A 25,545-nucleotide genomic window follows, 5' to 3' on the forward strand; every position below is an offset into this window, starting at 1 on the left:
TTCCCGCTAAAGCGCGATGAACCTTTTTTATTGCCACTTCCGTATACCTGCTATGCCGATTCGCTGGCAAGCCAGCTTCCCACAGCGACTTCGTAGCCTCCTCTGTGGGAAGCTGGCTTGCCAGCGAATACCGTGCGAGTTCATGTCCGCAAGACCAACAAATTGGCCGCCAACTCAGCGTACTTGCAGCAGTGCCTCCAGGTCGGCCTGTTCTTCCGCCAATTCCTGCCGCGCCTCTTTGAGCTTTTCCCGCCGCTTTTTGATATCGTCCTTGTCGCCTTCCCGGATGGCGGCATCCAGGTCGGCCTGGCGTTCGGCGACTTCCTGCTGCGCTGCGTCGACGTCGCCGCGGGCGTCGTCGATCAGGCCTTGATCGGTGCAGCCGTCCCGCAGCGCGTCCAGAGCCCGCTGCAGTCCCCGGGCCTTGTGATCGTGGCCGTGAGCGCGCGCTTCCGCCTGCTGACGTTCCACTTCGGCGATCTTCTTCCCGCACAGAGGCTGGTCGGCGAAAACGGGGGCCGCCAGAGCGGTGTGCAGGACAACCAGGGTAGCGGGCAAGGTGAGAAGAGATGATTTCGGCATGGGGCAAATCCGTTTGGGTGAGCCTGTAGGGTAAAGGCAACGACACGAGAGGACCAGATGGTCGTTCGGGACCAAAAACTGTGGCGCCATGTGGCGGTCTTCGCGCTCGTCGTGTTGGCGCTGGGAGCGGCCCACCAATGGGTCAGTCCCTGGCTGCGGTACGATCGCGCTGCTCTGGCGGCGGGCCAGGGATGGCGGTTGTGGAGCGCCCACGTCAGTCACTTGAATCTGTGGCATACGGTGATGAATCTCGCCGGCCTCGCTCTGATCGTCCACTTCTTCCGTGATTTGCTGGACCGCTACCGGTTCTGGGGCTGGCTGCTGTTTTGCGGGCTGTTTTCCAGCGTCGCATTATATCTTCTCGATCCGGAGCTGGATTGGTACGTGGGATTGTCCGGGCTATTGCATGCGTTGCTGGTGTTTTGCCTGCTGCTCGGCTGGCGCGGCCACCCGTGGCTGCACTCGCTGGTGCTGGCGGTGGTGGCTGGTCGCCTGCTGGTCGAGCAATGGCCCGGCTATGACGTGGAGTATCTGCGCGGCTGGATCGGTGGCAGTGTTTACGTGAACGCCCATCTGTATGGGGCGATCAGTGGTGTTTTCTTGATGATGGGAGTGACAGGGTTTGAACGAAGCCGCATCAGACACAAGGAAAGGTAGCAAAGGGCCGGGTTGCCTGCTGAACGGTTTCGCCGCCGTCTTTCTTTTGGCGGGCCTGGCCGCGATGTACTTCATAGCATTGAAGCCATTGTTGCATTACTGGCAGACCGACAGCTGGGAGCGGGTGCCGGCCCAGGTGTTGGACAGCCGTCTGAATCGCAGCACTTCGGACGGTTCCACCACTTACAGCGTCAGCGCGCGCTACCAATACCAGTATCAGGGACGCACCTACACCAGCGAATCGGTGTCGCTGTACGGTGGCAGCGATAACTTCGACGATTTCTGGCAGAGTCTGGCCCGCCGCCTGGAGCGGGCCCGGCTGGCGCAACAGCCGGTGCTGGCCTGGGTGAACCCGGACCAGCCGGAAAAAGCTTATCTGGAACGCGGCCTGCGCAGTGGTTCGCTGGTGTTCGGCTTCGCCTTTGGCGGTGTGTTTGCCCTGGTGGGCGGTGGCTTGTTGTTTTTCTTCAATCGAAGAGCAAAAGCTTCAGGGAACCCTGAGGGCGGCGGCGAACCGGTCTACAGCAGCAGCCAGAAATCCGGACACGGGTTTCTGATTGTGTTCGGCTTGATTTTTGCTCTGGTGCCGGCGCCGGGTTATTGGCCCGCTGTCAAGGGCGTGCCGCAGGGCGATTACGCCATGCTGTTTATCTTTCTGTTCCCCCTGATCGGGCTGTTGGTGATGGCCGGAGGCTGGGCCGGCCGCCGCCGTTACAAGTTCTTCGGGCCGACACCGCTGACCCTGGATCCGAACCCGGGCTACGCCGGCGGGCAGGTGGGCGGTGAGGTCCTGATCAGCCGGGCGGTGCCGCATTCGGTCAAATTCACCGTTTCCCTCTCCTGCGTGCACCAGGAGACCCGCGGCAGTGGCGATGACCGCCGCACGGATACCACGGTGCTGTGGCAGAGCGAGCAGGGTGGCTATGTGGAGTCCGGCATGCGCGACAGCCGCGTTCAGTTCTGCTTCGATGTGCCGGGGGATTTGCCGCCCACCTATCAGCGTGGCCGGCAATCGGTGTACTGGCAGGTTTCCATGGAAGGAGAGATGGACGGTCGCGAATTGCATCGTGACTGGTCCATTCCTGTGATGCAGGGCGACGCTGGCAGCCGCTTTACTCTGCCGGAGTCCCATGTGGAGGAGGATCGCCGCGAGCGCGAGGAAGCGGCACTGGCGTCGGCCAGGGAACAGATCGTGATCAAACGCACCGGCCTGGGGCTGACAGTGACCAGCCGTGCCGGCCGCAATCTGGGCCTGAAATTGGGGCTGCTGCTGCTCGGCGGCATTTTCGCCGCGGTGGGCACCTTCCTGCTGATGCTGGCCCTCGATGAAGGCGGCATGCTGTATTTGATGGCCGGCGTTTTCGGGTTGGTGGGCTACGGCTTGGTCCTTATCACGCTGTATATGCTCGGACGCAGCCTCCAGGTGGTGATTCGTGGCGATGAAGTACGCAGCCGTCGGCGCTGGCTGGGGATTCCGCTGCGACAGCGCCGCATGCGGCTGCGTAACGCCGATCAACTGGTACTCGACAGCGCGCTCAGATCCACCACCAATGGCCGGGTACAGGAATACATGAACCTCTACGCTCAGGACGAGAGCGGGCGGGTGCGGGTGGCCGAGGGCATCGCCGGGCAGCAGGCCGGGGAGCAGCTCCGCGAGGAACTGTTGCGGGAACTGCATCTGGTTTGATACCCCCGGTCCGGGCTGATTTGCTAGAATCGATGAACCCCCATACTCGGCGAGATACGACGATGAACAAAGAGCGCCTGATCATATTCGATACCACCTTGCGTGACGGCGAGCAAAGCCCCGGCGCCACCATGGACCAGGACGAAAAACTGCGCATCGCCAAGGCGCTGGAGCGGATGCGGGTGGATGTCATCGAAGCCGGTTTCGCCATTGCCAGCCAGGGGGATTTCGAGGCGGTGAAGGCGATCGCCGATACCGTGCGCGAGTCCACCATCTGCTCGCTGGCGCGGGCCAAGGCGGAGGACATCGACCGCGCCGCGGAAGCGCTGGCCGGGGCCGAGTCCGGCCGTATCCATACCTTCCTCGCCACCAGCCCCATCCATATGGAGCACAAGCTGCGGATGACCCCGGACCAGGTGGTGGAGAACGCGGTGGCGGCGGTCAAGCATGCCCGTAACCGCATCGACGATGTGGAGTTTTCCTGCGAGGACGCCGGCCGTTCCGAACTGGACTTCCTGTGCCGCATCGTCGAGGCGGCCATTGATGCCGGTGCCCGCACCATCAACATTCCCGACACCGTTGGCTATAACATTCCCGAACAGTTCGCCGACACCATCCGCTCCCTGCTGGAGCGGGTGCCGAACGCCGACAAGGCGGTGTTCTCGGTGCATTGTCATAACGACCTGGGGCTGGCGGTGGCCAACTCCCTGGCGGCGGTGCAGGCCGGCGCCCGTCAGGTGGAGTGCACCATCAACGGACTGGGCGAGCGGGCTGGTAACGCCTCCCTGGAAGAGATCGTGATGGCGGTGCGCACCCGCCAGGATCTGTTTCCGGTGGACACCGGCATCAACGCCCGCGAGATCGTGCCGGCGTCAAAACTGGTCTCCACCATCACCGGCTTCCCGGTGCAGCCCAACAAGGCCATCGTCGGCGCCAACGCCTTTGCCCATGAGTCCGGCATTCACCAGGACGGCGTGCTCAAGCATCGCGAGACCTACGAAATCATGTCCGCCGAGGACGTGGGCTGGCACACCAACCGCATGGTGCTCGGCAAACACTCCGGTCGTGCCGCCTTCCGCGCCCGCCTGGAGGAACTGGGAATCCCGTTGGGCTCCGATGCGTCACTGAACATAGCCTTCCAGCGCTTCAAGGATCTGGCCGACAAGAAGCACGAGGTATTCGACGAGGACCTGCAGGCGCTGGTCAGCGATACCCGGCAGGCGGCGGAACAGGAGCGGTATCAACTGGTGGTGCTGGAAGTGACTTCCTGTACCGGCGAAACGCCCAAGGCACGTATCGTCATTAATGTGGATGGTGAGGAACGGGAGGCCACCGCTGCCGGCGCCGGACCGGTGGATGCCACCTTCAAGGCCATCGAATCCCTGGTTCAGAGTAACTGTTCCATGTCCTTGTATTCGGTGAATGCCATCACCTCTGGCACCGACAGTCAGGGCGAGGTGACCGTGCGGTTGGAGAAAGGCGGGCGCATCGTCAACGGCCATGGCGCCGACACCGATATCATCAGTGCTTCGGCGAAGGCGTATCTGAATGCCTTGAACCATTTCGCCTCCGGGTCACAGCGGGCCCATCCGCAGGCGGCGGACGTATGATAGAGGCTGACATCGGACCGGCGCGGAGCGCCCTATGAACGAACCGCAGCGGCAAAGTTACCTGAAGGCCCTGGGGCTGACGCCCTGGGTGGCGCGGGTGGCACTGCCCGGCGCGGCGCCTTCTCCGGAGCTGGCGCCGCCTGAGCCGCCACCGGCTCCGGAGGCGGCGCCAGCGAGCATCGAGGCACCGCGGGTGGCGGTGGAAACGGAGACGCCGAAAGCGCCGCCGTCATTGTCCAGTGAATTGGAACGGACGCCGCCACCGGCGCCGCGACCTGTCGCAACGGAACCCGCCGCGCCGGTCCAGACCGCTCCGCAGCCCGTTGCCGCCGATCAGGCGTTGGTCTTTACGCTCGAAGCGCACCTGGCCGGGGAAACCTGGCTGCTGTTTCAACAAAGCGATGCCAAGGCGCCGGGATTGGGGCGTCACGACGGTGCCCTGGCGACATCTCTGCTGGCTGTGTTTGCCGCCGCCCCGTCCCGGCCACGCCGGTTTTATTGTCCGCTGACCGACGATCAACCCATGGACCGGAATGCTGCTTCCCAGGCGTTGACGGCGTTTGTCGCCGGTCTGGCGCGGCTGGATGGCGGGCAGCGCGCCCTGTTTTGCCTGAACGAGACCCTGGCGAAGCAGGTGCTCGGCACGGAACGCTATCAAGGGTTCAAGCTCGGCGAAATGGGCGCCCTGGTGGTGAGCAGTCTGGATGAGATGCTCTCGGAACCGGCGCGGCACAAGAAGCGCAGTTGGCAGGCAATGGTGGAATCGGGTTTCCATGGCTGAGATTACCGATGACGTGCGCCTGCGCACCATGACCAGCGCGGATCTGGAGCGGGTGCTGGAGGTGGAGCAGGCCTGTCAGTTAACGCCCTGGTCTATGGCCAATTTCCGCAGCTGTCTTTCCAGTGGTTACCACTGCAAGGTGGCGACCCACGATGGGGAAATCACCGGTTTCATGGTGTTGTCCACGGTGCTGGATGAAGCCCATCTGCTCAATATCGCGGTGGCGCCGGCCTGGCAACGGCGCGGTATCGCTCGCTGGATGCTGGAGCAGGCCATCGCCCGGGCTGTCGATGGGGGCATGTCGGTGATGTATCTGGAGGTGCGGGCTGGCAATCGGGGGGCCCGGAAGCTCTACAAGCAGCTCGATTTCGAGATATGCGGTCGCCGGCCCGGCTACTACCGGGCCGAAGAGGGTTACGAGGACGCGGTGCTGATGACCCTGATGCTGTGATGCGCAGGACGCTTACACGCAACACGCTGGCACGGCCGTTTCCCACGGACCGGACTACGGAGCCGCTGTGGGAGCTTGCTTGCAAGCGAATGGGTTTCGGCCCCAAGAGATTCGCTTGCAGGGCAAGCTCCTACAGCGGCCTTGTCGCGACCTCAGACAGGCTTGGGGGCGCGCTGGCTGGCTACGATGGTGCCAGCGGCCGAATCATCGCTGATCCGGCTTCGCTCCCAAAGCGCTTTTCATTTGCCAGCCCTGATCGCCTTTACTGAATACCAGCCGCCGTTCCCGGTTGAAGGTGTCGCCCTCCTCGAACGGGCCGAACTCCACCCGCACCGCGGCCAGCGCCATGGTCATGGCGAAGCGGTCCATCGGCTCGCGTTCGTCATCGCCGCGGATTTCACCCGCGTAGTCGGCCAGACCCTTGCGGGCGCGTAACCGGTAATTCACTTCCACGCTGTAATCCCCCTGGCTGTCCTCCACCGCGCTGAGTTGTTCCACGTCTTCCACTTCCAGCAATTCGTTGAGATGCGCCTGTTCCAGTTCCGCGTTCAGCGCATCGCGAATCACATTGTCGCCCGGACCGCTATCGCAGGCGGTGAGCAGGGCGGCCAGGGTCAGCAGGCACAATACGGGCAGGGAGCGTGGCACGGTCATGACATTATCCTTATTGGCGAAAGACCCATGCTAGCAAGGCGGCGGCGCGGAGCCCATTGACCGCGCCGCCGTGACCGGGTGTCACAAGCTGCCGAGGGCCTGTTGAATCTGCCGGGCCCAGGCCACGCTGTGACGATAGGCGACTTCGTAGAACGAGGTGTCGTTGAGCCAGGTGAGCCGGTCGAAGCGGCCGTTTTCGTAGTGTTCCACTTCGTTGAGCAGATCCCCGAGTTTCCCTTCGCGGGCCACCAGAGCGCGTTTCACCTCCTGGCTCAGGGGGACCTGATCCATTAATTCCGGCATGGCGATGTCGGTGATGACATCCAGTTGCGACAGCAGGCCAACGATGAAATGGTTCACCGGGACCTCTTCGCCGGAAAGCTCCGCCATCACTTCGCACATGCGTCCGCGCACCAGCATGTTGCGGACCAGATGCGCGGGCTTGTTCTGGCTGCCGTGCACCAGCAGCAGATTGGCCCAGCGCCGCATCTCGTCCATGCCCAGCAAGGCGATGGCCTGGGACAGGGAACTCACCTCACGGTGCAAACCCAGGGCAGCGGAGTTGACCACGCGCAGAATGCGCCAGGTCAGATGGGCGTCCTGGATAGCGATGGCCTCCAGCGACGACGGCGTGGATTCCGGGTTGTGCAGTTCGGCGAGCAGGCGCAGTAACAACAACTGATTGCCGGCGATCTTGCGGCCTTTCACCGGCACCGCCGTGGACAGGAAATCGCCCTGGTAATAACTGAAGCCCAACTCCAGGCAAACACGGAAACGACGGCGATCATCCAGATGATCGGCGAGCAGATCGGCGCCGTGGGGCCGGAGCCTTTCCACCGTGGCGCGCAGCGTGTCGTCGTCAAAGCGGCGAACGTCCAGTTTGATGATATGGACCAGATCCAGCAGCGCCGGATTCACGCTGTCGGCCGGTCCGAATCCGTCCAGTGCCAGCCGATAACCCTGGGCGGCCCAGCGCCGGGCTTGTTCCAGCAACACGTCCGGCTCGGCCAAACCGTGGTCGAGGTCGAGGATATACTGCTTTTTGGGCAGATGAGATAACGACCGGGCCAGCAGCACTTCCGGGGTCACGCGCAAAAAAGTCGGCACGGTGCGGGTGCGGCCGTCCTGATAAACCTGGGAATAGGTGCCCAGAATCACCGGATGGCTGGATTCGATGTCGGACAGTGTGACGCTGTCGCCGCCGCCTTGCAGCAGCAGTTGGAAGGCGGCCAGATCCTGATTTTTGCTGTACACCGGCCGACAGGCCAGCATGACGTCCAGTGCGTCGTCGTCGACGACCGCCTGTTTGAGAGTCATTGCCACGTTGTCATTCCTGCTCGCAGATACGGGAGAAGCGGAAACGAGACCTTTATCACGCGGACGAGGACAGCCGTCCGCTGCGCGGGCCTGGTTGGCCATCGGGGCCGTATAACGGAGTGCCGGCCTTTTCGCGCAGGGCGTTGAGTAGCCGCAGATTGCTGGCCGCGCGCAGTTCGATCAACTCGCCGTTGCCCCGGTTGTCCGCGGCCACGGCCCGGGCCCGGGCCTGGATCGCCCGCCACAACGGCAAACAGCCCGCTTCGCGGGCCGCCTGTTCGTCGCCTTGGGGAGTGTCGTCGTAGCCGAGCCGCTGCAGGGCTTCCCGGCGCCGCCCTTCGAAAGTGTCCAGCGTTTCCAGCAGAGCGGCTTTGCGCTGTGCCACGGCGCCTAGTTCCGGACCGTCGATGCTGCCCCGAACCAGCAAGGCCCGCTCTTCGGACAGTAAGCGTCCCAGCGAGGCCAAGTGGTCGTGTTGGCGCTGCAGATGCGTGTTCAGGCTCATGAAGGGTCGGACCGCGTTTCCAGCTCTTCCCGAACTCGCTCGATCAAGCCGTCGGCGATGCGGTCGGCCCGGATTTCCAGACGGCCTTCACTGATCGCCTGGCGGATTTCCGCCACCCGCGCGGTGTCGATGTCGCCGTCGCTGCGGTCCCGATGCAAATGGGTTACCGCCGCCGGGCTGGTCTGCGCAGGCTCGTTGCCGGAACGCTCGACGCTGCGCTCGGCGGCTTTCTCCGGCACCGGGCGGTTGGCGCCGAAGGGGTGCGGATGATCAATTTTCACAGCTGTCTCTCCATTGCGTTCGCGGAGGCACATAGAGCCTGTTCATGAGCCCGTTCAAGGTCTCCTCTCACGCTTCATCGGCCAAAAAGCCGGGCGCTTGAGTCCGGGAACGTCAAAATGTGACCCGGGTCCGGTTTGGCCCACTGACCACCACGGTCAGTACCCTTCGGTCCGGCAATCGCACCCGGATCCGTTCACCCAGTGCGCCGTCCTCCAGAGCATGGGCCGCGCGTTCGATACGAAAGCCGGTCCCCATGGCTTCCACCTTCACCGGCTGCCGCCGCCGTACCAGAGGCCGTACGCGCAAAACGCTGTCCTGCAGCACGGTGCCAGCGTTCAGCGGGCGGGTCAGTTCCTTGCCGACAAGCTCCTCCAGGCGGGTGACCGCCCGGCGTGGCAGGGCGCTCAGATCCCCCTCCCGCACCCGCAGATCGTCTTTTTCCAGAAGAGTGCCGGCTTCCAGAGTGTCCGCCGCCACCCAGTAGCGCCCCCGGGCACCGACCCGGGCCTGCAGATAGCGGACCTGGCCATCACAGCGCACGCCGACGGTCACCGGTCCGAGCAGGGGGCGCTGATGGCCGGGTAGAAACGGTGTGGCGTCGTCACAGGATGGTAACGACGCGCTCGGCGATTGCATTGTCACCTCGATGTGATCCCCCAGCCCGGCGGCTTCCCGTAACAGAAAGGCCCTGGCCTGTTCCTCCATCGCGGTGGTCGCCGCCGCCAGCGAGGGAATCAACAGCATCAATGCGCTGATTGTCCATGGCCATGCCTTCATGTTTTGTCATCTCTGATTCGGCCCTTGCCCATAGTGTACGAAACCCCGCCGATGGCGAATAAACGAAATGGCCATCAAATGCATGGCTGTTTATCCGTTTGCAGACTCAGGGCCCGTTTTAGTCTGTCTGTATCCAAAAGGAGTTTAGCCATGATCGATAAACTGGCTGGTGCCTTGAACTTCTATCAGCAGGCACTGCAACTTCGTCACGAACGTCAGGGGGTATTGGCTGGCAACATCGCCAACGCCGACACCCCGCATTTCAAAGCGCGTGACTTCAACTTCTCCGACGAGCTGGCGCGGGCCGTGGCCGGGGATGCGCAGGAGCGGGCTTTGCATTTGACCACCACGTCCGAGCGGCATTTTCCAGCACGGATTGCGTCCTCCAGCGACCGGGACTTGCTCTACCGGGTACCGGATCAGCCGAGCCTGGACGGTAATACCGTGAACATGGATGTGGAACGGGTGCAGTTCGCCGATAACTCGGTCCGTTACCAGGCCGCGCTCACCATGATCAACAGTCGTATTCAGGGCCTTAAGGGCGCCATGCAGTCGGAATAAACCTGCAATCGGAATAAAAGGAAACCGTGATGTTTTCCATCTTTGAAATTTCCGGCTCGGCGATGGTGGCCCAGGCCCAGCGCATGAACGTCACCGCCAGCAATCTGGCCAATGCCGACAGCGTCGCCGGCCCCGAAGGCGAAGCCTATCGGGCGCGCCAGGTGATTTTCGAAAGTCGCCAAAACGGGGAAGGCAGTGCCGGTGTTTCGGTACGGGAAGTAGTGGAAGATCCGGCGCCTCTGCGTCGCGAGTATCGGCCTCATCACCCGCTGGCGGATGAGCAGGGGTACGTGGCCATGCCCAACGTGGAACCGGTTCATGAGATGGTCAACATGATCGCCGCGTCCCGTTCCTATGAGGCCAATGTGGAAGTCCTCAACACCAGCAAGCAGTTGATGCTGAAAACTCTGACCGTGGGAGAAAGCTGATGGCGGCCGCCACCCAGAACATTAGTAACTCCGTGCTGAACAGTATGAACAGCACCAGCAGTGGCGACAGCCGCGGCGCCGCCGGCGAATTGCAGGACAGTTTCATGACCCTGCTGGTGACGCAGTTGAAGAATCAGGATCCGATGAATCCGATGGAAAACGCGGAGCTGACCTCGCAGCTGGCGCAGATCAATACCGTCAGTGGCATCCAGGAACTCAATGCCCGGCTCGGAGAAATCAACGATCAGATCGACGCCGGCAAGGCACTGCAGGCCACCGCCCTGATCGGTCGGGGTGTGCTGGTGGCCGGTGATCGGGTGCTGGTGGGTGAAGAGGGCGCCACCACGCCGTTTGGCGTGGAGCTGGATAAAGCGGCCGACAACGTGGTGGTCACCATCACCGATGGTTCCGGGCAGGTGGTGCGCCGCTTTGAGCTGGGCGCCCTGGACGCCGGTGTCGAATCCTTTGTCTGGGACGGCAAGCTGGAAGACGAAACCCTGGCACCGGAAGGCGCTTATAAGGTTTCCGTGACCGCCACCAGCAATGACACGCCGATGGACGTCACCACCTTGAACTATGCCCTGGTCAACGGGGTGAAGATGGGAACCGATGGTCTGCCGCGTCTGGATCTTGGCGGCATTTCCGATCCGGTGACGCTGGACGAAGTCCGGCAGATTCTCTGAACAGGAGCTGAAAGATGGGTTTTTCTCAGGCATTGAGCGGCCTTAACGCGGCCGCTAGTCAACTGGACGTGGTCGGTAACAATATCGCCAACTCGCAGACGGTGGGGTTCAAAGGTTCTTCCGTGCAGTTCGCCGATGTTTACACCGGCGCCAAGGTGGGGCAGGGCGTGCGTGTTTCGGGCGTGTTACAGGACTTCTCCAACGGCACTCTGGAAAGCACCGGCCGTAATCTGGACCTGGGTATCAACGGCGCCGGCTTTTTCCGTTTCCTGCAAGGGGAGCAGATTGTCTATTCCCGTAACGGCCAGCTGACCCTGACCAAGGAAGGCTACCTGGAGAACGCCCAGGGCGCCCGGCTTACCGGCTTCCCCGCCGGCGTGGGCACCGGCGGCCAGCCACAGGTGCTGCAGGTGCCGTCCGGCGGCATGAGCGCCAGCGCCACCACCGGCGTGGATGCCACCTTCAATCTGGACGCGGAGAGCGACATCATCACCGACGCTTTCGATCCGGCGGATGACGATACCTATTCCTATGCCAACACCGCCACGGTGTATGACTCCCTCGGCGTACAGCACACCATGACGCTGTATTTCGTCAAAACCGGTGAGAATGAATGGGCGGTTCACAGTGCCGTGGACGGCACCGTGGATGCGGCCAACTCCGGTCAGTTGCGTTTCAACAGCAACGGCACCCTGGACCAAGCCAACAGTACTTTTCCGGACTATTCCTTTGCCATGAACAACGGCGCCGATGACGTGACTTTTGGCATCAACTTCGATGGCACCACGCAGTTCGGTCAGGAATTCGACCTGGGTTCGCTGGACCAGAACGGTTACACCGCCGGCAGCCTGGTGGGGGTCACCGTGGATGACGACGGCAACATCATTGGTAATTACGCCAATGAGCAGTCCCAGGTGCTCGGCACTCTGGCGCTGGCCAACTTCCGCAACCCGGAAGGTCTGCAACCGGCCGGCGATAACGCCTGGGTGGAAACCGGTACTTCCGGGCAGCCTCTACTTGGCCTGGCCGGCACCGGTATGTTCGGCAATGTGGAGTCCCAGGCACTGGAAGTGTCCAACGTGGACCTGACTTCTGAACTGGTGGATCTGATCATCGCCCAGCGTAACTACCAGGCCAATACCCAGACCATCAAAGTGCAGGATGAGGTTCTGCAGAATGCGGTGAACCTGCGTTAATCGCCGAGGCTTGAGACATGGATCGCATCCTCTATACCGCCATGGTGGCGGCCAAGCAAAGCCAGGATCAGCAGGCGGTGGTCAGTAACAACCTGGCCAATGCCACCACCTCCGGCTTTCGCGAGCAGATTCACGCGCTGCGGGCGGTGCCAGTGCGCGGTGACGGCACGCTGCCGACACGGGTGTCGATGATGGCGACCACGCCGGGTACCGATTTCAGTATCGGCCCGATCAACGCCACCGGCCGCGATCTGGATGTGGCTCTGCAGGAAGGTAACTGGTTGGCGGTGCAGGGCGCCGACGGTGCCGAGGCTTACACCCGCCGTGGTGATCTGCAGGTCAATGGCGAAGGCTTGCTGACCAGTGGCGGGCGGCCGGTGATCGGTGATGGCGGCCCGATCGTGGTACCGCTCGGCGCCAGCCTGTCGATTGGCGCCGACGGTACCGTCAGCGCCATTGGCGCCGGGGAACAGCCGGACGCCATCGCCGAGGTTGGGCGTCTGAAACTGGTCAACGATGTCGCCGGGAACCTGGAGCGTGGCGATGACGGCTTGTTCCGCGCCGGGAACGGTGTACTGCCGCGTGATGAACTGGGGCGCCTGCAATCCGGTGCTCTGGAAGGCAGTAACGTCAGCACCATGGAAGCCATGGTGTCGATGATCAACACCGCCCGCCGCTACGAAATGCAGCTCCAGGTGATTGAGCATACCGACCAGAACGCGCAGCGCGCCAATGCTCTGCTGTCGATGAATTGAGGCCGGCCCGCGAGTGCCGCCCGATAACGAGATAACCGAAAGAGGACATCATCATGATTCGCTCTTTGTGGACCGCCAAGACCGGTCTCGAGTCGCAGCAGGTGAAGATGGACGTGATCGCCAACAATCTGGCCAACGTCAGCACCAACGGCTTCAAGAAAACCCGTGCCGTGTTCGAGGATCTGTTGTATCAGAACCTGCGCCAGCCCGGTGGGCAGAATGATGTGCAGAATCGCCTGCCTTCCGGCCTGCAAATTGGTACCGGGGTGCGACCAGTGGCCACCGAGCGCCTGCATACCCAGGGAGGGCTGGAACAGACCGGTAACTCGCGGGATCTGGCGATCAACGGCAAGGGGTTTTTCCAGGTGCTGATGCCGGATGGCACCATCGCCTATACCCGTGATGGCAGTTTCCAGCTGGATGAGAATGGCCAGATGGTGACCTCCAGTGGCTATCCGCTGGAGCCGGCGATCCTGATTCCCGATAACGCGCTCAGCGTCACCATCGGTCAGGACGGCATTATTTCGATCACCGAGCCCGGTTCCACCGATGCCCGGGAAGTGGGGCAACTGACCCTTTCCACCTTCGTCAATGCCGCGGGCCTGGAAAGTATCGGCGAGAATCTCTATCTGGAGACCGCCGCTTCCGGTATGCGTACCGAGAGCATGCCGGGCATGAACGGCGCCGGCCGGATTTACCAATCCTATGTGGAAACCTCCAACGTCAATGTGGTGGAGGAAATGGTCAACATGATCCAGACCCAGCGGGCCTATGAGATCAACAGCAAGGCAGTGCAAACCTCCGATGAAATGCTTGCCCGGCTCACTCAGCTCTGATTCGCGCCTGTGGGGGCTGGCCCTGGGCCTGTTTCTGTTGGCGGGCTGCGCGCAACTGCCACGTCCTTCCGTGGTGGGTGAACAGGAGCGGGTAGAGATCGCCCAGCCGCCGGCGCCGCGGGCCAACGGATCCATTTTTCAGGCCAGGCGTGGCTATCACCCGTTGTTCGAGGACAACCGGCCGCGCATGGCCGGTGACGTGCTGACCATCGTGTTCGACGAAGAAGTCAGTGCCAGCAAGGTTTCCAGCAGTAACGCCAATCGTACCGGCAACAGCACGTTCACGCCGCAGGTGCTGCCCAAGGGGTTGGAGGATCTGGCCGACTATGGCTTCGACCTGACCGGTGAAAACACCTTCGAAGCGGGCGGCGGTTCCCGGGCCAACAACAGTTTCACCGGCACGCTCACCGTTACCGTTTTGGAGGTACTGAGCAACGGTAATCTGCGCGTGCGGGGGGAAAAGCAGATCGCCATCAATCAGGGAACGGAATTCATCCGTTTCGCTGGCGTGGTGGATCCCCAGGTGATTCGCGGCGACAACTCGGTACTGTCCACCCGGGTCGCCGACGCGCGCATCGAATATGTCGGCGACGGCTACATCAATGAAGCTCAGCACATGGGGTGGCTGCAGCGGTTCTTCTTGAATATCTCCCCGTTCTGATGACGGCGCCAACCATGAAACTGTTTGCCTTCCCTCGTTCCCGATCGCACCGCCCCAAATGGTTGGCGGCATGGTTATTCTTGCTGTTGTCATGGCCACTGTCTGCCGGCGCGGAAACTCTGCGGGAACTGGCCAGCTTCGCCGGCGTGCGTGACAACACCCTGGTGGGGTACGGCCTGGTGGTGGGGCTGGATGGCAGCGGCGACCAGACCATGCAGACGCCGTTCACCACGCAAGGGCTGACCAACATGTTTTCGCAACTGGGTATTACCGTGCCGGCGGGGACCAATATGCAGTTGCGTAATGTGGCGGCGGTGATGGTGACCGCCGACCTGCCGCCCTTCGCCCGTCCCGGGCAACGCATCGACGTGGTGGTGTCTTCGGTGGGCAATGCGCGCAGCCTGCGGGGGGGCACCCTGTTGATGACTCCCCTGAAAGGTGTGGATGGGCAAACCTATGCCCTGGCCCAGGGCAATCTGCTGGTCGGTGGCGTCGGTGCCGAGGCCGGTGGCAGCAGTACTCAGATCAATCAGCAGGCCGGTGGTCGCATCAGTGGCGGCGCCATGGTGGAACGGGAGGTGCCGTTGCAGCTCGGTGGTGACAACGGCGTGCTGGAACTGCAGTTCCATGACGCCGATTTCGATACCACCTGGCGGGCGGTGCAGGCGATCAACGAGGAATTCGGCTCGCCGGTGGCCAGTGCCGTCAACGGGGGAGTGATTCGTCTGGTCGGTCCCCGTGACGATAATCGCCGCGTGGCGTTCATGGCGCGGGTGGAGCGCATTCCTCTGAATCCCTCGGACGCTCCGGCCAAGGTGGTGATTAACGCCCGTACCGGCTCGGTGGTGCTGAACGGACGCGTGACTCTGCGTCCGGCGGCGGTGGCCCACGGCAATCTCTCCGTCACCATCGATACCCGTTTTGGTGTCAGTCAGCCCGCTCCCTTCGGTGAAGGCGAAACCGTGGTGGTGCCGGACAGTGATATCCGTATCGAACAGGAAAGCGGTGCTCTGCAAGTTGTGGAAGGCGCGGATCTGATGGAAGTGGTGGACGCGCTGAATGCGCTGGGCGCCACGCCCCAGGATCTGATGTCAATCCTGCAAGCGCTGAAATCAGCCGGTGCGCTGCGCGCGGAGCTGGAGATTCTGTAATGGCGATTGGCGCAAGCGACAACCAGTTCGCCCTCGATTTGCAGGGGTTGCAACGGCTCAAGCAAAAAGCGGCACTGGACCCGGAGAAACAACTGGCGCACGCGGCGCAACAGTTCGAGGCATTGTTCCTGCAGCAGATGGTCAAGAGCATGCGTGACGCCATCCCGCGCTCGGATTTGCTCGACAGCAATCAGTCGCGCTTCTATCAGTCGCTGGCGGATCAACAACTGGCACAACATGTGGCGGGGCGCGGTGTCGGTCTGGCGGAGCAGCTGATCAGTCAACTGTCGCCGCAAACCGGTGGTGGTACCGACCTGGCCGCCGCTTTTGGCGCCCCGTCACGTACCTTGGGGGCGGGGCAGGCACTGCCGGTGACCACGTCGGACTCCCTCGCCGGAGCGGTGGCGCGGCAGGAAGGCTGGAGCAAGGAAGTGTTCCTACAGCGGCTCTCCGGGCCCGCCCAAGAGGCCAGTGAACGTAGTGGTCTGCCTCGGGAACTGCTGCTGGCACAGGCGGCGCTGGAAACCGGTTGGGGGCGCTACCGCATCAATACCGCCGATGGCGCCGACAGCCATAACCTGTTCGGTATCAAGGCTGGATCGGGGTGGCGCGGCAACACTACCGACATTGTTACGCACGAGTACGTGGACGGTGAGCGAGTGCGTCAGGTGGGCCGGTTCCGGGTCTACGATTCGTACGCCGATGCTTTCGCTGACCACGGCCGCCTGCTTACCGAAAATCCGCGTTATGCCGCGGTGACGGCGGCCCCGGATGCGCGGGGCGCCGCCCGTGCCTTGCAAGCGTCCGGTTATGCCACCGACCCGGCCTACGCGGAGAAGTTGATTGCGGTCATGGAGGGATTGAGCGGCACCTCGCTGGCAAGCACGACGATCGACTAATGTAATCCCGCAATGTGCGGGTGCGCTATTCGCTGCCAAGGCAGCTTCCCACAGCAGGTTACTACGGAGCCGCTGTGGGAAGCTGCCTTGGCAGCGAATGACGAGCCATATAAAAAGGTCGAACATCAGATGCTCTGGCCGTCAATACAAATAAAACCGCCGCCGGGACTCAAGTAGCGCCCGCCGCCGCCGATAACCTGATTAGATAACGCAGGGATACCGTCGATGAGCTTGTTTTCCATTGGCCTGAGTGGTTTGAACGCGGCCCAGAATGCGCTGTACGCCACCAGCAACAACATCAGTAACGTCTACACGCCCGGCTATAACCGGGAGTTGGTTCTGCTGGGCGAGCGTGGCGTTGGCAATGGCGTTCAGGTGAATGACATTCAGCGCCAGTTCGATCAGTACGTGGCCGAGCAACTGAATCAGTCCACCAGCAACGCCAGCGCCTTGCAGGCCTATGAGACCCAGGTCAGTCAGATCGACAATCTGCTGGCGGATCAGGAAGCCGGACTGGCCCCTCTGATCCAGAACTTTTTCTCTTCCCTGGAAGATCTGGCCGGAGCGCCTTCCGATCCTTCTTCCCGGCAGGGGGTGATCGGCAGTGCCGATACGTTGTCCGCCCAATTCCGCTCGTTCCAACAGTATCTGGACGATATGCAGAACGGTATCAACGGACAGATCAGTGACGAAATCACTCAGATCAACAACACCGCCGAACAGATCGCCAATCTGAACCGGGAGATCGCCCTGGCCAAAGCCAAGCAGGGCGAAGCGCCGAACGCCTTGCTGAATCAACGGGACCAGCTGGTGGCGGAACTGAGCGAACGTATCGACGTAAAGCTGTCAGTGCAGGAAAGCGGCACCTACAACCTGAGCATTGGCAATGGTCAGCCATTGGTGGCCGGAACCCGCAGTTTCGAACTGGAAGCGGTGGAATCGAAAACCGACCCCTCCCGCCTGGTGGTGGGCTACCACGATTCCGCTGGCAATCTGGTGGAGCTGAAGAGCAAGAATATCCAGGGCGGTACCCTGGGCGGCTTGTTGAACTTCCGCGAAGAAACTCTGGATAAAACCCAGAACGAGCTGGGTCGGCTGGCGGTGTCCCTGGCCCAGGCTTTCAACGAACAGCATCGTGCCGGTGTGGATCTGAACGGCGACGCCGGTGAGGATTTGTTCGCCATTGGCTCCCCACGGCTGTACAGCCATGCCGACAATACCGGTACGGCCACGCTGTCGGTTGCCTTTGGCGATGTCGAGGGGTTGACCACCAGCGACTACACGGTGACGGTGGTCGATCCCGCCACCGGTGAGTTCGCCATTACCCGCAAGGACAATGGCGAAACCGTCAATGCCATCCTCGATGCCAATAATCAGCTCAGCTTTGGCGGTGTCGTCGTCACCATCGACGATCCGGCACAGCTGGCCGTCAATGATCGCTTCGAGGTTCAGCCCACCCGGTATGCCGCCGGCGGTATGGAAATGTTGATTCGCGATACCGCCGAGATCGCCGCCGGTAGCGCCGCCGGCAGCGGTAACAACGAAAACGCGCTGGCGTTGCAGGAATTGCAGAACCAGTCTCTGGTCAGCGGCAACGCCACGTTCAGCCAGGCTTACGCCTCGCTGGTGGGGGACGTCGGTAACCGTACCAACATCGTCAAGGTGAATCTGGCGGCGCAACAGGGTCTGCAAGAGCAGCTCAGCGCCGTGCAGCAATCGGTATCCGGTGTGGACCTCAACGAGGAGGCCGCCAATCTTATTCGTTTTCAGCAGTATTTCCAGGCCAACGCCAAGGTGATCGAAGTGGGCAGTACCGTGCTCGATTCGATCCTGGGCCTGCGTTAACCGGTTGAGGAGCCATCGTTATGCGTATCAGTACGGTGACCATGTTCGAACAAAGCATGACTTCCATGAATCGTCAGCAGGCCGACTTCATGAAAGTCAGCCAGCAGATCGCTTCCGGACGCCGCGTAGTCAATCCCTCCGATGATCCACAGGCCGCCTCCCAGGCTGTGCGTGTGGCGCAATCCCTCGCGCTCACCGAGCAGTATGGTGACGCGAGGGTCAGTGCGCGCAATGCGCTGTCCCAGGAAGAGAGTGTGCTGAACAGCGTTAGCGATTCAATCACTCAGGCCAAGACGCTGATCCTTCAGGCGGTGAACGGCACGCTCAGCGACGCCGATCGTGACTCCGCCGCCAGTGAGCTGCGCGGGATCTACGAAACACTGCTCGGGCAGGCCAACGCCACCGACGGTAATGGCCGTTATCTGTTCGGCGGTTATCAGGACGACAGCCCGCCGTTCGTCAAAAACGGGGGCGGCGTGGATTATGTGGGGGATACCCAGGTTCGCCAGCAGCGCATTGATGCCTCCCGTCTGATGCCGGTGTCCGATAACGGCGAGGACATCTTCCAGAGTGTGCATACCAGCGCTGGTTATCTGGCCCGTGCTGATGGCGGCAACAGCGGGTCCCTGACGTTCACCGGGCCGGACGTGGTCGATGTCGACGATCCGGACTTTGGCGGCGCCTTTACCATCGAGTTCGCCGACGACGGAACCAACATCACCTACAGCGTCAACGGCGGTGCGCCACAACCCTACCAGGAAGGCGAACCGATCCGTTTTGGTGGTCTCTCCATGACGCTGGAAGGCGCTCCGGCGGATGGTGATAGTATCGCGGTGGATAAGGCCGCCGACATGGAACCGGATTTGTTCGCTACCTTTGAGCGGGCTCTGGCGGTGCTGGAAAATCCGGCCTCCACCGACGCGGAGAAAGCCGCGCGTACCAACACCCTGAATAACGCGTTGCGCGAACTGGACAACGGCCTGGACAACGTCCTCACCGTGCGGGCCTCGGTGGGCTCCCGCCTCAACGAGCTGGACGTGGTGGATACGGTGGCGGAGAACCGCACCCTCAACTACGAGCAGACCATGTCCGATCTGGTTGACCTGGACTACGTGGAGGCGATTTCCGAGTACGTGCTTCGTCAGGTCGGCCTGCAGGCCGCTCAACAGAGCTTCATGGGCATCAAGGGGATGTCCCTGTTCGACCGGATGTAGGGGCCAGCTTCCCATGGTATGAGCTATGAAGCTGCTGAAAAACGTCATGCCGGACTCGATCCGGCATCTCCCACTACGAAGTGATGCGCCCTGCAGAGGGAAATCCCGGGTCAAGTCCGGGATGACGAGGTGCTTTTCAGAGGCTCCTTACGAAGCCGCTGTGGGAAGCTTGCTTGCAAGCGAATGGACTTTCCCGCCCAAAGATTCGCTTGCAAGCAAGCTTCCCACAATTGATCTCTCCAATGACCTCTCAAACAGGAGAGACCAAGCGCTCCAGCAGATGCTGCAAAACGCCCAACCCTTCCCCGAACAAGCCTTGAAGAAAACGCCCAAGGTCCCCCATCAGTACGGTCAGAAGAAACAGCCCCAGGGTCAACGACAACGGGAAACCCACTGAAAACACCGTTAACTGAGGCGCGGAGCGATTCAGGATGCCGAGCGCCAGATTGGTGATCAGCAGTGCACAGACCAGAGGCAGTGCCAGCATCAGGCCGGATGCGAAGATGGTGCCGCCATAGCGCACCAGCAATTCGAAGGCAGCGCTATTGAGGCCGGGTAGCCCCACCGGCAGCGTCTGAAAGCTGCCCGCCAGCGTATCGATCACCATCAGGTGGCCGTTCACCGCCAGAAACATCAGCAGCGTTATCATGTACAGAAAGCGCGACACGATCATGGTGTTGGCGCCGGTATCCGGTGCCACGAAAGTAGCGAAGGCGAGGCCCATTTGCAGCCCGATAAAATCGCCGGCGGCCATTACCACCGCGAACATGATCCGCAACACCAGCCCCATGGCCACGCCGACCAATACCTGCTCCACCGACACGCCGAGGCCGGCCCAGGACATCACTGGAATCGCCGGTGGCGCCGGCAGATGAGGCACGATCACGATGGTGATCAGCAGGCCCAGGCCAATCTTCGTCTGCCGGGGCACGCTGGAGTGGCCGAGCAACGGCGCGGCACTGAAAAACGCCAGAATACGCAGAAAGGGCCACCAGAAGGCGGTCAGCCAGGCATGCAGCTGATCGAAGGTGACCTGGATCATGGATCAGGACAACAGCAAGGGCAGGTTCTGAAACAGCTCGCGGGTAAAGTCGATGATCAAATGCAGCAGCCATGGACCGGCCAGCACCACCACCGCGAACACGCCGAGGATTTTTGGAATGAACGACAGGGTCATTTCGTTGATCTGGGTGGTGGCCTGAAACAGACTCACCAACAGGCCAATCACCAACGCGGTGATCAGCAGGGGCGCCGCCAGCATCAGCGTTACCATCATGCCCTGATAGGCCAGGCTCATTACCGCTTCCGGGGTCATGGCGTTTCTCCGTTCAGACGAAAAAGCTTTGCGCCAGCGAGCCAATCAGCAATTGCCAACCGTCCACCAGCACGAACAGCATCAGTTTGAAGGGCAATGAAATGGTGGCCGGCGGCACCATCATCATACCCAGCGCCATCAGTACACTGGCCACCACCAGATCGATGATCAGAAACGGAATAAAAATAGTGAAGCCGATCTGGAACGCGGTCTTCAGTTCACTGGTCACGAACGCGGGCAGCAATACGCGAAGCGGCACGTCCTCCGGTCCATTCAGGTTCTCCGCCTTGGCCAGCCGCGCGAACAACGCCAGATCCGGTTCCCGCGTCTGTGCCATCATGAATTCCCGGAACGGCTCACTGCCCACACTGAGTGCCTGTTCGAAGCCCATTTCATCGTTGGATAAGGGAACCCAGGCTTCCTGGTAAACCCGGTTCAACACCGGCGACATAATGAAAAAGGTAAGAAACAGGGTCAGCCCGAGCAGCACCTGGTTGGGCGGAGCCGATTGGGTGCCCATGGCCGTACGCAGCAGACTGAACACGATAATGATGCGGGTGAAGCAGGTCATCATCAGCAGCAGAGCGGGCAGGAACGCCAGGCTGCTGAGCAATAACAGCGTCTGTAGCTGGATCGACCATTGCTGGCCGCCGTCGGCGGTGGGCTGGCTGGTGAGGCCGGGGATGCTGGCCTGAGCCCAGGTCAGGCCGGGCAGCGCCAGAGCGGACAGTAACAGGGTCGCCAACCACAGCCAGCGCGGGCCGCGCTTCATGATCCGGCCCTGCCGCTTTTGCCGTTGCCGCCAAGGGTTTTTTTTCCGTTAGCGCTGAGTGCTCTGGCGAAGCGCGCGGCGAAGCTGGTGCCTTCGTCCGCATCATCGGATGGCTCGTGCGGTGATGCGGCCCGCGTCGGCGCGGGCAATTCATGAACCTTATTGATGCCGCCGCCGCCAACGCCGAGCACCAGCCAGGTACCTTCCACTTCCACCACCACCAGGCGTTCCTTTGGTCCCAGGGCGCGACTGCCGACCACCTTCAATGTCTGACCCTGCCCGGGCAAGCCGTTGAGGCGGCGCAGCAGCCAGGCGCACAACAGAATAATGGCGACGATCAGCAGCAGCGCGAACGCGGTCTTACCGATCATCGCCAGTCCGATCCAGCCTTCACCGTGTTGTGCCAGGGTCTCGGTGCTCATGGTTCAGCGATTCAGCTTCTGCACCCGCTCGGACGGGGTGACGATTTCGGTGATGCGGATGCCGTAGCGATCATCCACCACCACCACCTCGCCCTGGGCGATCAGGTAACCGTTGATAAGAATGTCCATCGGCTCGCCGGCCAGACCATCGAGCTCGATCACCGACCCCTGAGCCAGCTCAAGCAACTGTTTTATAGTGATGCGGGTACGTCCCAGCTCCACCGTCAGCTTGACCGGAATGTCCATGATCATTTCCAGATCACGGGGGCCGGAGCCGATGCCGGCCTCGCCTTCCAGCGGTTTGAATACCTGACCGCCTGCATTGCGGGTGGCGTCGCCACCGTTGCTACCGTTGCCCTGGTCGTTGCCGGGGGCCGCGGACTGCTGTTCGGCCAGGGCTTCGGCCCAGGGATCATCCTCGCCGCCGCTGTTCTGTTCGTTCAACGCTTCGGACCAGAGGTCTTCGTGGTCCGGCTTCTCCGGTTGATCCGGCTGATCGGGTTTGTTGGGATCACTCATCTTCGGATTCCTTGGGTTGCGGCGTGGACGCTTTGACGAACGGGGAGGTCGAAGGCGGGCCGGTGTGATCGATCATGCGTACCACGCGCAACGCCCGCTGGTCTTCACGGCTGCCGTATTCACACTCCATGACCGGAACACCGTCCACATGGGCGCGCACGCTGTCCGGTAATTCGATGGGCAATACATCGCCTTGCTTCAATGCCATCACGTCCGCGATGCGGCTGGCCACGGAAACGAACTCCGCCACCAGCTCCACTTCGGTCTGGCGTAACTCGCCGGCCATCCGCCGGGTCCAGCTTTGATCACCTTCACGGCCGTTGGGCCCCAGATTGGTCAGCACATCGCGCAGCGGCTCGATCATCGAGTAGGGGATGCACACCTGAAAATCGCTGGCCAGATTGCCCACTTCCAGATGGAAGGTGGTATTGACCACGATCTCGTTGGGGGAGTTGGTGATGTTGGCGAACTTGGCCTGTATCTCCGAACGCAGGTATTGGACATCCAGGGCGAAGACCGTGCTCCAGGCTTCCTGGTAAGCGTCGATGGCGAGGCGCAACACCCGGCGAATGATTCGCTGTTCGGTGTTGGTGAATTCCCGGCCCTCGGATCGGGTCAGAAAGCGGCCGTCGCCACCGAACAGATTGTCCACCACCATGAACACCAGTCCCGGTGGGAACACCACCAGGGCGGTGCCACGCAGCGGCTTCATGGCTATCAGGTTCAGGTTGGTGGGGACCGGCAGATTACGGGCGAAATCCTTGAAACTCTGATAGCGCACCGAATCCACGGTGATGTCGGCACTGCGCCGGATCAGGTTGAACAGCGCCACACGGAAATGACGCGCGAAGCGCTCGTTGATGATATCCAGGCTGTGCAAACGCTCCCGGATCACCCGATGCTGCGAGGCCGGGTCGTACGGCTTGATCCGTGACTCGTTGGCTTTGGCGCTGTCGTCATCGCCGCCGGGGCCATTCAGCAGGGCGTCGATTTCTTCCTGGGACAGCAGATCGTCTTGGGACATGGCGTTATCGTCAAGCGGCGTCGGTGAATATCGGAGGGCGGGTCATTGGACAATGAACTCGGTGAACAGAACGTCGTCCACTCGCAGGGTCGGCTGGCCGCTCACCAGTTCTTCTTCGAACAGGGCGAGGATCTTTTCGATCAGCGCCTCTTTCCCTTCCGGCGTCATCATCTCCTCGGCCTTCTGGCCGGAGGTCAGCAGCAGTAGCCGGCTGCGCACCTGAGGCATGAAGTCGTTGAGGAAATCCTCGGTGGTGCTGTCGCCTACCTGCAGGGATATTCCCGCGTACAGCAGATGGCGCCCACACAGATCGTCACGCAAATTCACCGTGAAAGGGGCGACTTTGACATAGATCGGCGAGCGGGCGGTCTGCACCACTTTCGCCGCGAGCTTGTCGCCGCCGTTCTTATCCATCAGCAAATAGACATTGGCCGCCGCCAGAGAGGTGGTCATCACCAACAACGCGGCGATCAGCCACACCAGTTTCCGTGAACCTTTTTTTTCGGCCATGCTCATCCGCCTGATCAACTACTCCTCACGCCGCCGAGTATGGGGCTGAAGAGGCCGTGACCATGGCCGGAATAGAACGCGCTAATGGGGTTATCTCGGGGTTTTAGGCGTGAGAGGTGGATAGAGGTGCACCAATCGTTGCTGAAGCAGCTTCCCACCGATCGGTCTACGAAGCCGCTGTGGGAGCTTGCCTGCAAGCGAATTGGATTCCTGGGCCCAAAAGATTCGCTTGCAGGCAAGCTCCCACAGCGGCTTCGTAGTCCAAACTGTGGGAGCCAGCCTGCTGGCGAATCCCGTCCTTCCGGTGTTGGGTATTTGCTTGCAGGCAAGTTTCCACGGCGGCTTCGTCAGTGTGCTGATGCGTCAGGCATCTCAAGCGTACAAATCCACTCCCTGACTTACCGATACGGTGCGAGCTGGAGAGGCGACGGGTTCGAGGTCTTCGGCATCGGCCAGCATGACGTTGGAGGGGGCGCCGGATTCCGGTTGCACGAAATGGGACGGTTGCTGCTGCCCCGGTTGCTGATCACTAACGCTCGCCTCACCCAGGTTGATGCCTTGCTGCGCCAACGCTTCGCGCAATTGCGGCAGCGCCTGCTCCAGAGCCTGGCGGACCTGGCCGTGGGCGGAGAAGAACTGGGCCTGGGCGCCCTGATCATCCACCTTGAGTGAGACCGACAGCGGCCCCAGCTCCGCCGGATGCAGATGCAGTTCCACCCGATGTTCACCGCGCTGTTGCCATTGCGCCAATTGCAGACCCAGCTCTTGTCCCCAGCCCGGCTGGCCCACGGTGGTGGAGATAGCGGCGCTGCTCGTAACCGGCGAGGCTGGCGCCGGTGCCGTGGCGGAATGGGAACGCTCGGTACCTGGCGTGTTCAGTATCGGGGGCTCAGCGCCGGAGGGTGCCACCGCCGGCCGGGGCAGGTCCGCTGATTCCGTCGCGGCCACGGTTTGTGGCAAGGAGGGCGCGGGGCCTTGGTTTTCCGGTTTGATGACCTGGGACTCCGCCGTGACCGGAGAGGGGGAAGTGGCGACCGCCGGCATGCGGGCTTCCCGTGATTCGGCGCCTGACTGGGCGTTATTGCCGGCGGGCGCCGCCGGGATGGCGGTCTGAACCACCGGCGCCAGCAGTGCCGTCACCGCTTCCGGTTTATCTCCGGCATCACTGTCCGCGGCGTGCTCCGGCAAGCCTTTCTGCTGACCTTTTGCCTCACCGAGCAGGGGCGCGCGCAGTGCCTGGCTGAAGGCGTCGTCGGTCAGTGGCGCCAGCGCCGTGGCGGTGGGAGCGTTTGTCCTGATACCGGCCTGGGCCGGCAGGGCGGCGTTCTGGCTCAGCAACCGCAAGGCCGTGGCGAAGTCCGCGCCTTCGGCGGGGGCGGCGTTGGTGGCGGGCTTCAGGCCACTGCCGGGCAAGGTTAACAGGGATTGAATGTCCATGGGGCTCCTCCGAC

30 protein-coding genes are annotated in these 25,545 nt (G+C 61.9%); 16 read left to right on the plus strand and 14 right to left on the minus strand.

The window, feature by feature from the left end; genetic code table 11:
* Positions 1-174 precede the first annotated feature (174 nt).
* Positions 175-582, minus strand: a complete 408-nt coding sequence (locus MA04_RS17780) for a DUF1090 domain-containing protein (RefSeq protein ID WP_262461916.1) — start codon at positions 580-582, stop codon at positions 175-177.
* Between the two features lie 57 nt (positions 583-639).
* On the opposite strand from MA04_RS17780, the gene rrtA reads away from it, so the two are divergent.
* The 5 genes from rrtA (at position 640) to rimI (ending at position 5,768) form a co-directional block, all read left to right on the plus strand.
* Complete coding sequence (rrtA, locus tag MA04_RS17785; protein ID WP_262461918.1) at positions 640-1,239, plus strand: rhombosortase; 600 nt, start codon at positions 640-642, stop codon at positions 1,237-1,239.
* Positions 1,205-2,926, plus strand: coding sequence for a DUF3592 domain-containing protein (locus MA04_RS17790; protein WP_262461919.1), 1,722 nt, complete (start codon positions 1,205-1,207; stop codon positions 2,924-2,926). Before rrtA ends, MA04_RS17790 begins: the two co-directional genes overlap by 35 nt.
* Positions 2,927-2,988: 62 nt before the next feature.
* Complete coding sequence (locus MA04_RS17795) at positions 2,989-4,536, plus strand: 2-isopropylmalate synthase (protein WP_262461921.1); 1,548 nt, start codon at positions 2,989-2,991, stop codon at positions 4,534-4,536.
* Positions 4,537-4,570: 34 nt separating this feature from the next.
* Entirely contained in the window at positions 4,571-5,317 is a 747-nt protein-coding gene (locus MA04_RS17800) for a hypothetical protein (RefSeq protein WP_262461922.1), read from the plus strand.
* Positions 5,310-5,768 carry a ribosomal protein S18-alanine N-acetyltransferase gene (gene rimI, locus MA04_RS17805; RefSeq protein ID WP_163126271.1) on the plus strand — a complete coding sequence of 153 codons (459 nt, stop codon included), beginning with the start codon at positions 5,310-5,312 and terminating at the stop codon, positions 5,766-5,768. The genes MA04_RS17800 and rimI overlap by 8 nt, the downstream gene beginning before the upstream one ends.
* Before the next feature lie 204 nt (positions 5,769-5,972).
* On the opposite strand, the gene MA04_RS17810 is transcribed toward rimI, so the two are convergent.
* The 5 genes from MA04_RS17810 to flgA all read right to left on the minus strand — a co-directional run bounded on the left by MA04_RS17810 (position 5,973) and on the right by flgA (position 9,303).
* Complete coding sequence (locus MA04_RS17810) at positions 5,973-6,422, minus strand: hypothetical protein (protein ID WP_163126269.1); 450 nt, start codon at positions 6,420-6,422, stop codon at positions 5,973-5,975.
* Positions 6,423-6,503: 81 nt separating this feature from the next.
* On the minus strand, positions 6,504-7,739 hold the full coding sequence (locus tag MA04_RS17815; protein ID WP_262461993.1) for an EAL and HDOD domain-containing protein: 1,236 nt from the start codon (positions 7,737-7,739) through the stop codon (positions 6,504-6,506).
* Positions 7,740-7,794: 55 nt separating this feature from the next.
* Positions 7,795-8,244 (minus strand): flagella synthesis protein FlgN, encoded by a 450-nt coding sequence (locus MA04_RS17820; RefSeq protein WP_262461924.1) that lies wholly within the window; start codon positions 8,242-8,244, stop codon positions 7,795-7,797.
* Complete coding sequence (gene flgM, locus MA04_RS17825) at positions 8,241-8,525, minus strand: flagellar biosynthesis anti-sigma factor FlgM (protein ID WP_262461926.1); 285 nt, start codon at positions 8,523-8,525, stop codon at positions 8,241-8,243. Before flgM ends, MA04_RS17820 begins: the two co-directional genes overlap by 4 nt.
* Before the next feature lie 112 nt (positions 8,526-8,637).
* Entirely contained in the window at positions 8,638-9,303 is a 666-nt protein-coding gene (flgA, locus tag MA04_RS17830) for a flagellar basal body P-ring formation chaperone FlgA (protein ID WP_262461927.1), read from the minus strand.
* Positions 9,304-9,453: 150 nt separating this feature from the next.
* On the opposite strand from flgA, the gene flgB reads away from it, so the two are divergent.
* From flgB to flgL, 11 genes are all read left to right on the plus strand, one after another.
* Positions 9,454-9,864, plus strand: a complete 411-nt coding sequence (flgB, locus tag MA04_RS17835) for a flagellar basal body rod protein FlgB (RefSeq protein ID WP_262461929.1) — start codon at positions 9,454-9,456, stop codon at positions 9,862-9,864.
* Between the two features lie 29 nt (positions 9,865-9,893).
* Positions 9,894-10,292 (plus strand): flagellar basal body rod protein FlgC, encoded by a 399-nt coding sequence (gene flgC / locus MA04_RS17840; protein WP_262461931.1) that lies wholly within the window; start codon positions 9,894-9,896, stop codon positions 10,290-10,292.
* Positions 10,292-10,975 carry a flagellar hook assembly protein FlgD gene (gene flgD / locus MA04_RS17845; RefSeq protein WP_262461932.1) on the plus strand — a complete coding sequence of 228 codons (684 nt, stop codon included), beginning with the start codon at positions 10,292-10,294 and terminating at the stop codon, positions 10,973-10,975. Before flgC ends, flgD begins: the two co-directional genes overlap by 1 nt.
* Positions 10,976-10,989: 14 nt before the next feature.
* Positions 10,990-12,171: a flagellar hook protein FlgE gene (gene flgE, locus MA04_RS17850; protein WP_262461933.1), complete on the plus strand. Its 1,182-nt coding sequence runs from the start codon at positions 10,990-10,992 to the stop codon at positions 12,169-12,171.
* Positions 12,172-12,188: 17 nt separating this feature from the next.
* Entirely contained in the window at positions 12,189-12,926 is a 738-nt protein-coding gene (locus MA04_RS17855; protein WP_262461934.1) for a flagellar basal body rod protein FlgF, read from the plus strand.
* 53 nt (positions 12,927-12,979) lie between these two features.
* On the plus strand, positions 12,980-13,762 hold the full coding sequence (flgG, locus tag MA04_RS17860; RefSeq protein WP_063139934.1) for a flagellar basal-body rod protein FlgG: 783 nt from the start codon (positions 12,980-12,982) through the stop codon (positions 13,760-13,762).
* The gene (locus tag MA04_RS17865) at positions 13,731-14,423 is read left to right on the plus strand and encodes a flagellar basal body L-ring protein FlgH (protein ID WP_262461935.1); all 693 of its coding nucleotides are present in this window, start codon (positions 13,731-13,733) and stop codon (positions 14,421-14,423) included. The genes flgG and MA04_RS17865 overlap by 32 nt, the downstream gene beginning before the upstream one ends.
* A 14-nt stretch (positions 14,424-14,437) precedes the next feature.
* Positions 14,438-15,574 (plus strand): flagellar basal body P-ring protein FlgI, encoded by a 1,137-nt coding sequence (locus MA04_RS17870; protein ID WP_262461936.1) that lies wholly within the window; start codon positions 14,438-14,440, stop codon positions 15,572-15,574.
* Positions 15,574-16,473 (plus strand): flagellar assembly peptidoglycan hydrolase FlgJ, encoded by a 900-nt coding sequence (gene flgJ / locus MA04_RS17875; RefSeq protein WP_262461937.1) that lies wholly within the window; start codon positions 15,574-15,576, stop codon positions 16,471-16,473. The genes MA04_RS17870 and flgJ overlap by 1 nt, the downstream gene beginning before the upstream one ends.
* A gap of 225 nt (positions 16,474-16,698) precedes the next feature.
* The gene (gene flgK / locus MA04_RS17880; RefSeq protein WP_262461938.1) at positions 16,699-18,318 is read left to right on the plus strand and encodes a flagellar hook-associated protein FlgK; all 1,620 of its coding nucleotides are present in this window, start codon (positions 16,699-16,701) and stop codon (positions 18,316-18,318) included.
* Positions 18,319-18,338: 20 nt separating this feature from the next.
* On the plus strand, positions 18,339-19,532 hold the full coding sequence (gene flgL, locus MA04_RS17885) for a flagellar hook-associated protein FlgL (RefSeq protein WP_262461939.1): 1,194 nt from the start codon (positions 18,339-18,341) through the stop codon (positions 19,530-19,532).
* Positions 19,533-19,782: 250 nt separating this feature from the next.
* Here the strand turns inward: flgL and fliR are convergent, their stop codons facing one another.
* The 8 genes from fliR to MA04_RS17925 all read right to left on the minus strand — a co-directional run bounded on the left by fliR (position 19,783) and on the right by MA04_RS17925 (position 25,531).
* Entirely contained in the window at positions 19,783-20,574 is a 792-nt protein-coding gene (gene fliR / locus MA04_RS17890) for a flagellar biosynthetic protein FliR (protein WP_262461940.1), read from the minus strand.
* Positions 20,575-20,577: 3 nt separating this feature from the next.
* A complete protein-coding gene (fliQ, locus tag MA04_RS17895) occupies positions 20,578-20,847 on the minus strand; it encodes a flagellar biosynthesis protein FliQ (RefSeq protein WP_014995753.1) in 270 nt (89 codons plus the stop codon).
* A 13-nt stretch (positions 20,848-20,860) separates the two neighbouring features.
* Positions 20,861-21,619: a flagellar type III secretion system pore protein FliP gene (gene fliP, locus MA04_RS17900; RefSeq protein ID WP_262461941.1), complete on the minus strand. Its 759-nt coding sequence runs from the start codon at positions 21,617-21,619 to the stop codon at positions 20,861-20,863.
* Entirely contained in the window at positions 21,616-22,041 is a 426-nt protein-coding gene (gene fliO / locus MA04_RS17905; RefSeq protein ID WP_262461942.1) for a flagellar biosynthetic protein FliO, read from the minus strand. The genes fliP and fliO overlap by 4 nt, the downstream gene beginning before the upstream one ends.
* 3 nt (positions 22,042-22,044) lie before the next feature.
* Positions 22,045-22,560, minus strand: a complete 516-nt coding sequence (gene fliN, locus MA04_RS17910) for a flagellar motor switch protein FliN (protein ID WP_262461945.1) — start codon at positions 22,558-22,560, stop codon at positions 22,045-22,047.
* On the minus strand, positions 22,553-23,584 hold the full coding sequence (gene fliM / locus MA04_RS17915) for a flagellar motor switch protein FliM (RefSeq protein WP_262461946.1): 1,032 nt from the start codon (positions 23,582-23,584) through the stop codon (positions 22,553-22,555). Before fliM ends, fliN begins: the two co-directional genes overlap by 8 nt.
* A gap of 42 nt (positions 23,585-23,626) precedes the next feature.
* Positions 23,627-24,094 carry a flagellar basal body-associated protein FliL gene (gene fliL, locus MA04_RS17920; RefSeq protein WP_262461948.1) on the minus strand — a complete coding sequence of 156 codons (468 nt, stop codon included), beginning with the start codon at positions 24,092-24,094 and terminating at the stop codon, positions 23,627-23,629.
* 372 nt (positions 24,095-24,466) lie between these two features.
* The gene (locus MA04_RS17925; protein WP_262461949.1) at positions 24,467-25,531 is read right to left on the minus strand and encodes a flagellar hook-length control protein FliK; all 1,065 of its coding nucleotides are present in this window, start codon (positions 25,529-25,531) and stop codon (positions 24,467-24,469) included.
* Between the last annotated feature and the right edge of the window lie 14 nt (positions 25,532-25,545).

The organism is Alloalcanivorax balearicus MACL04 (assembly GCF_025532145.1).
Lineage (GTDB): Bacteria > Pseudomonadota > Gammaproteobacteria > Pseudomonadales > Alcanivoracaceae > Alloalcanivorax > Alloalcanivorax balearicus.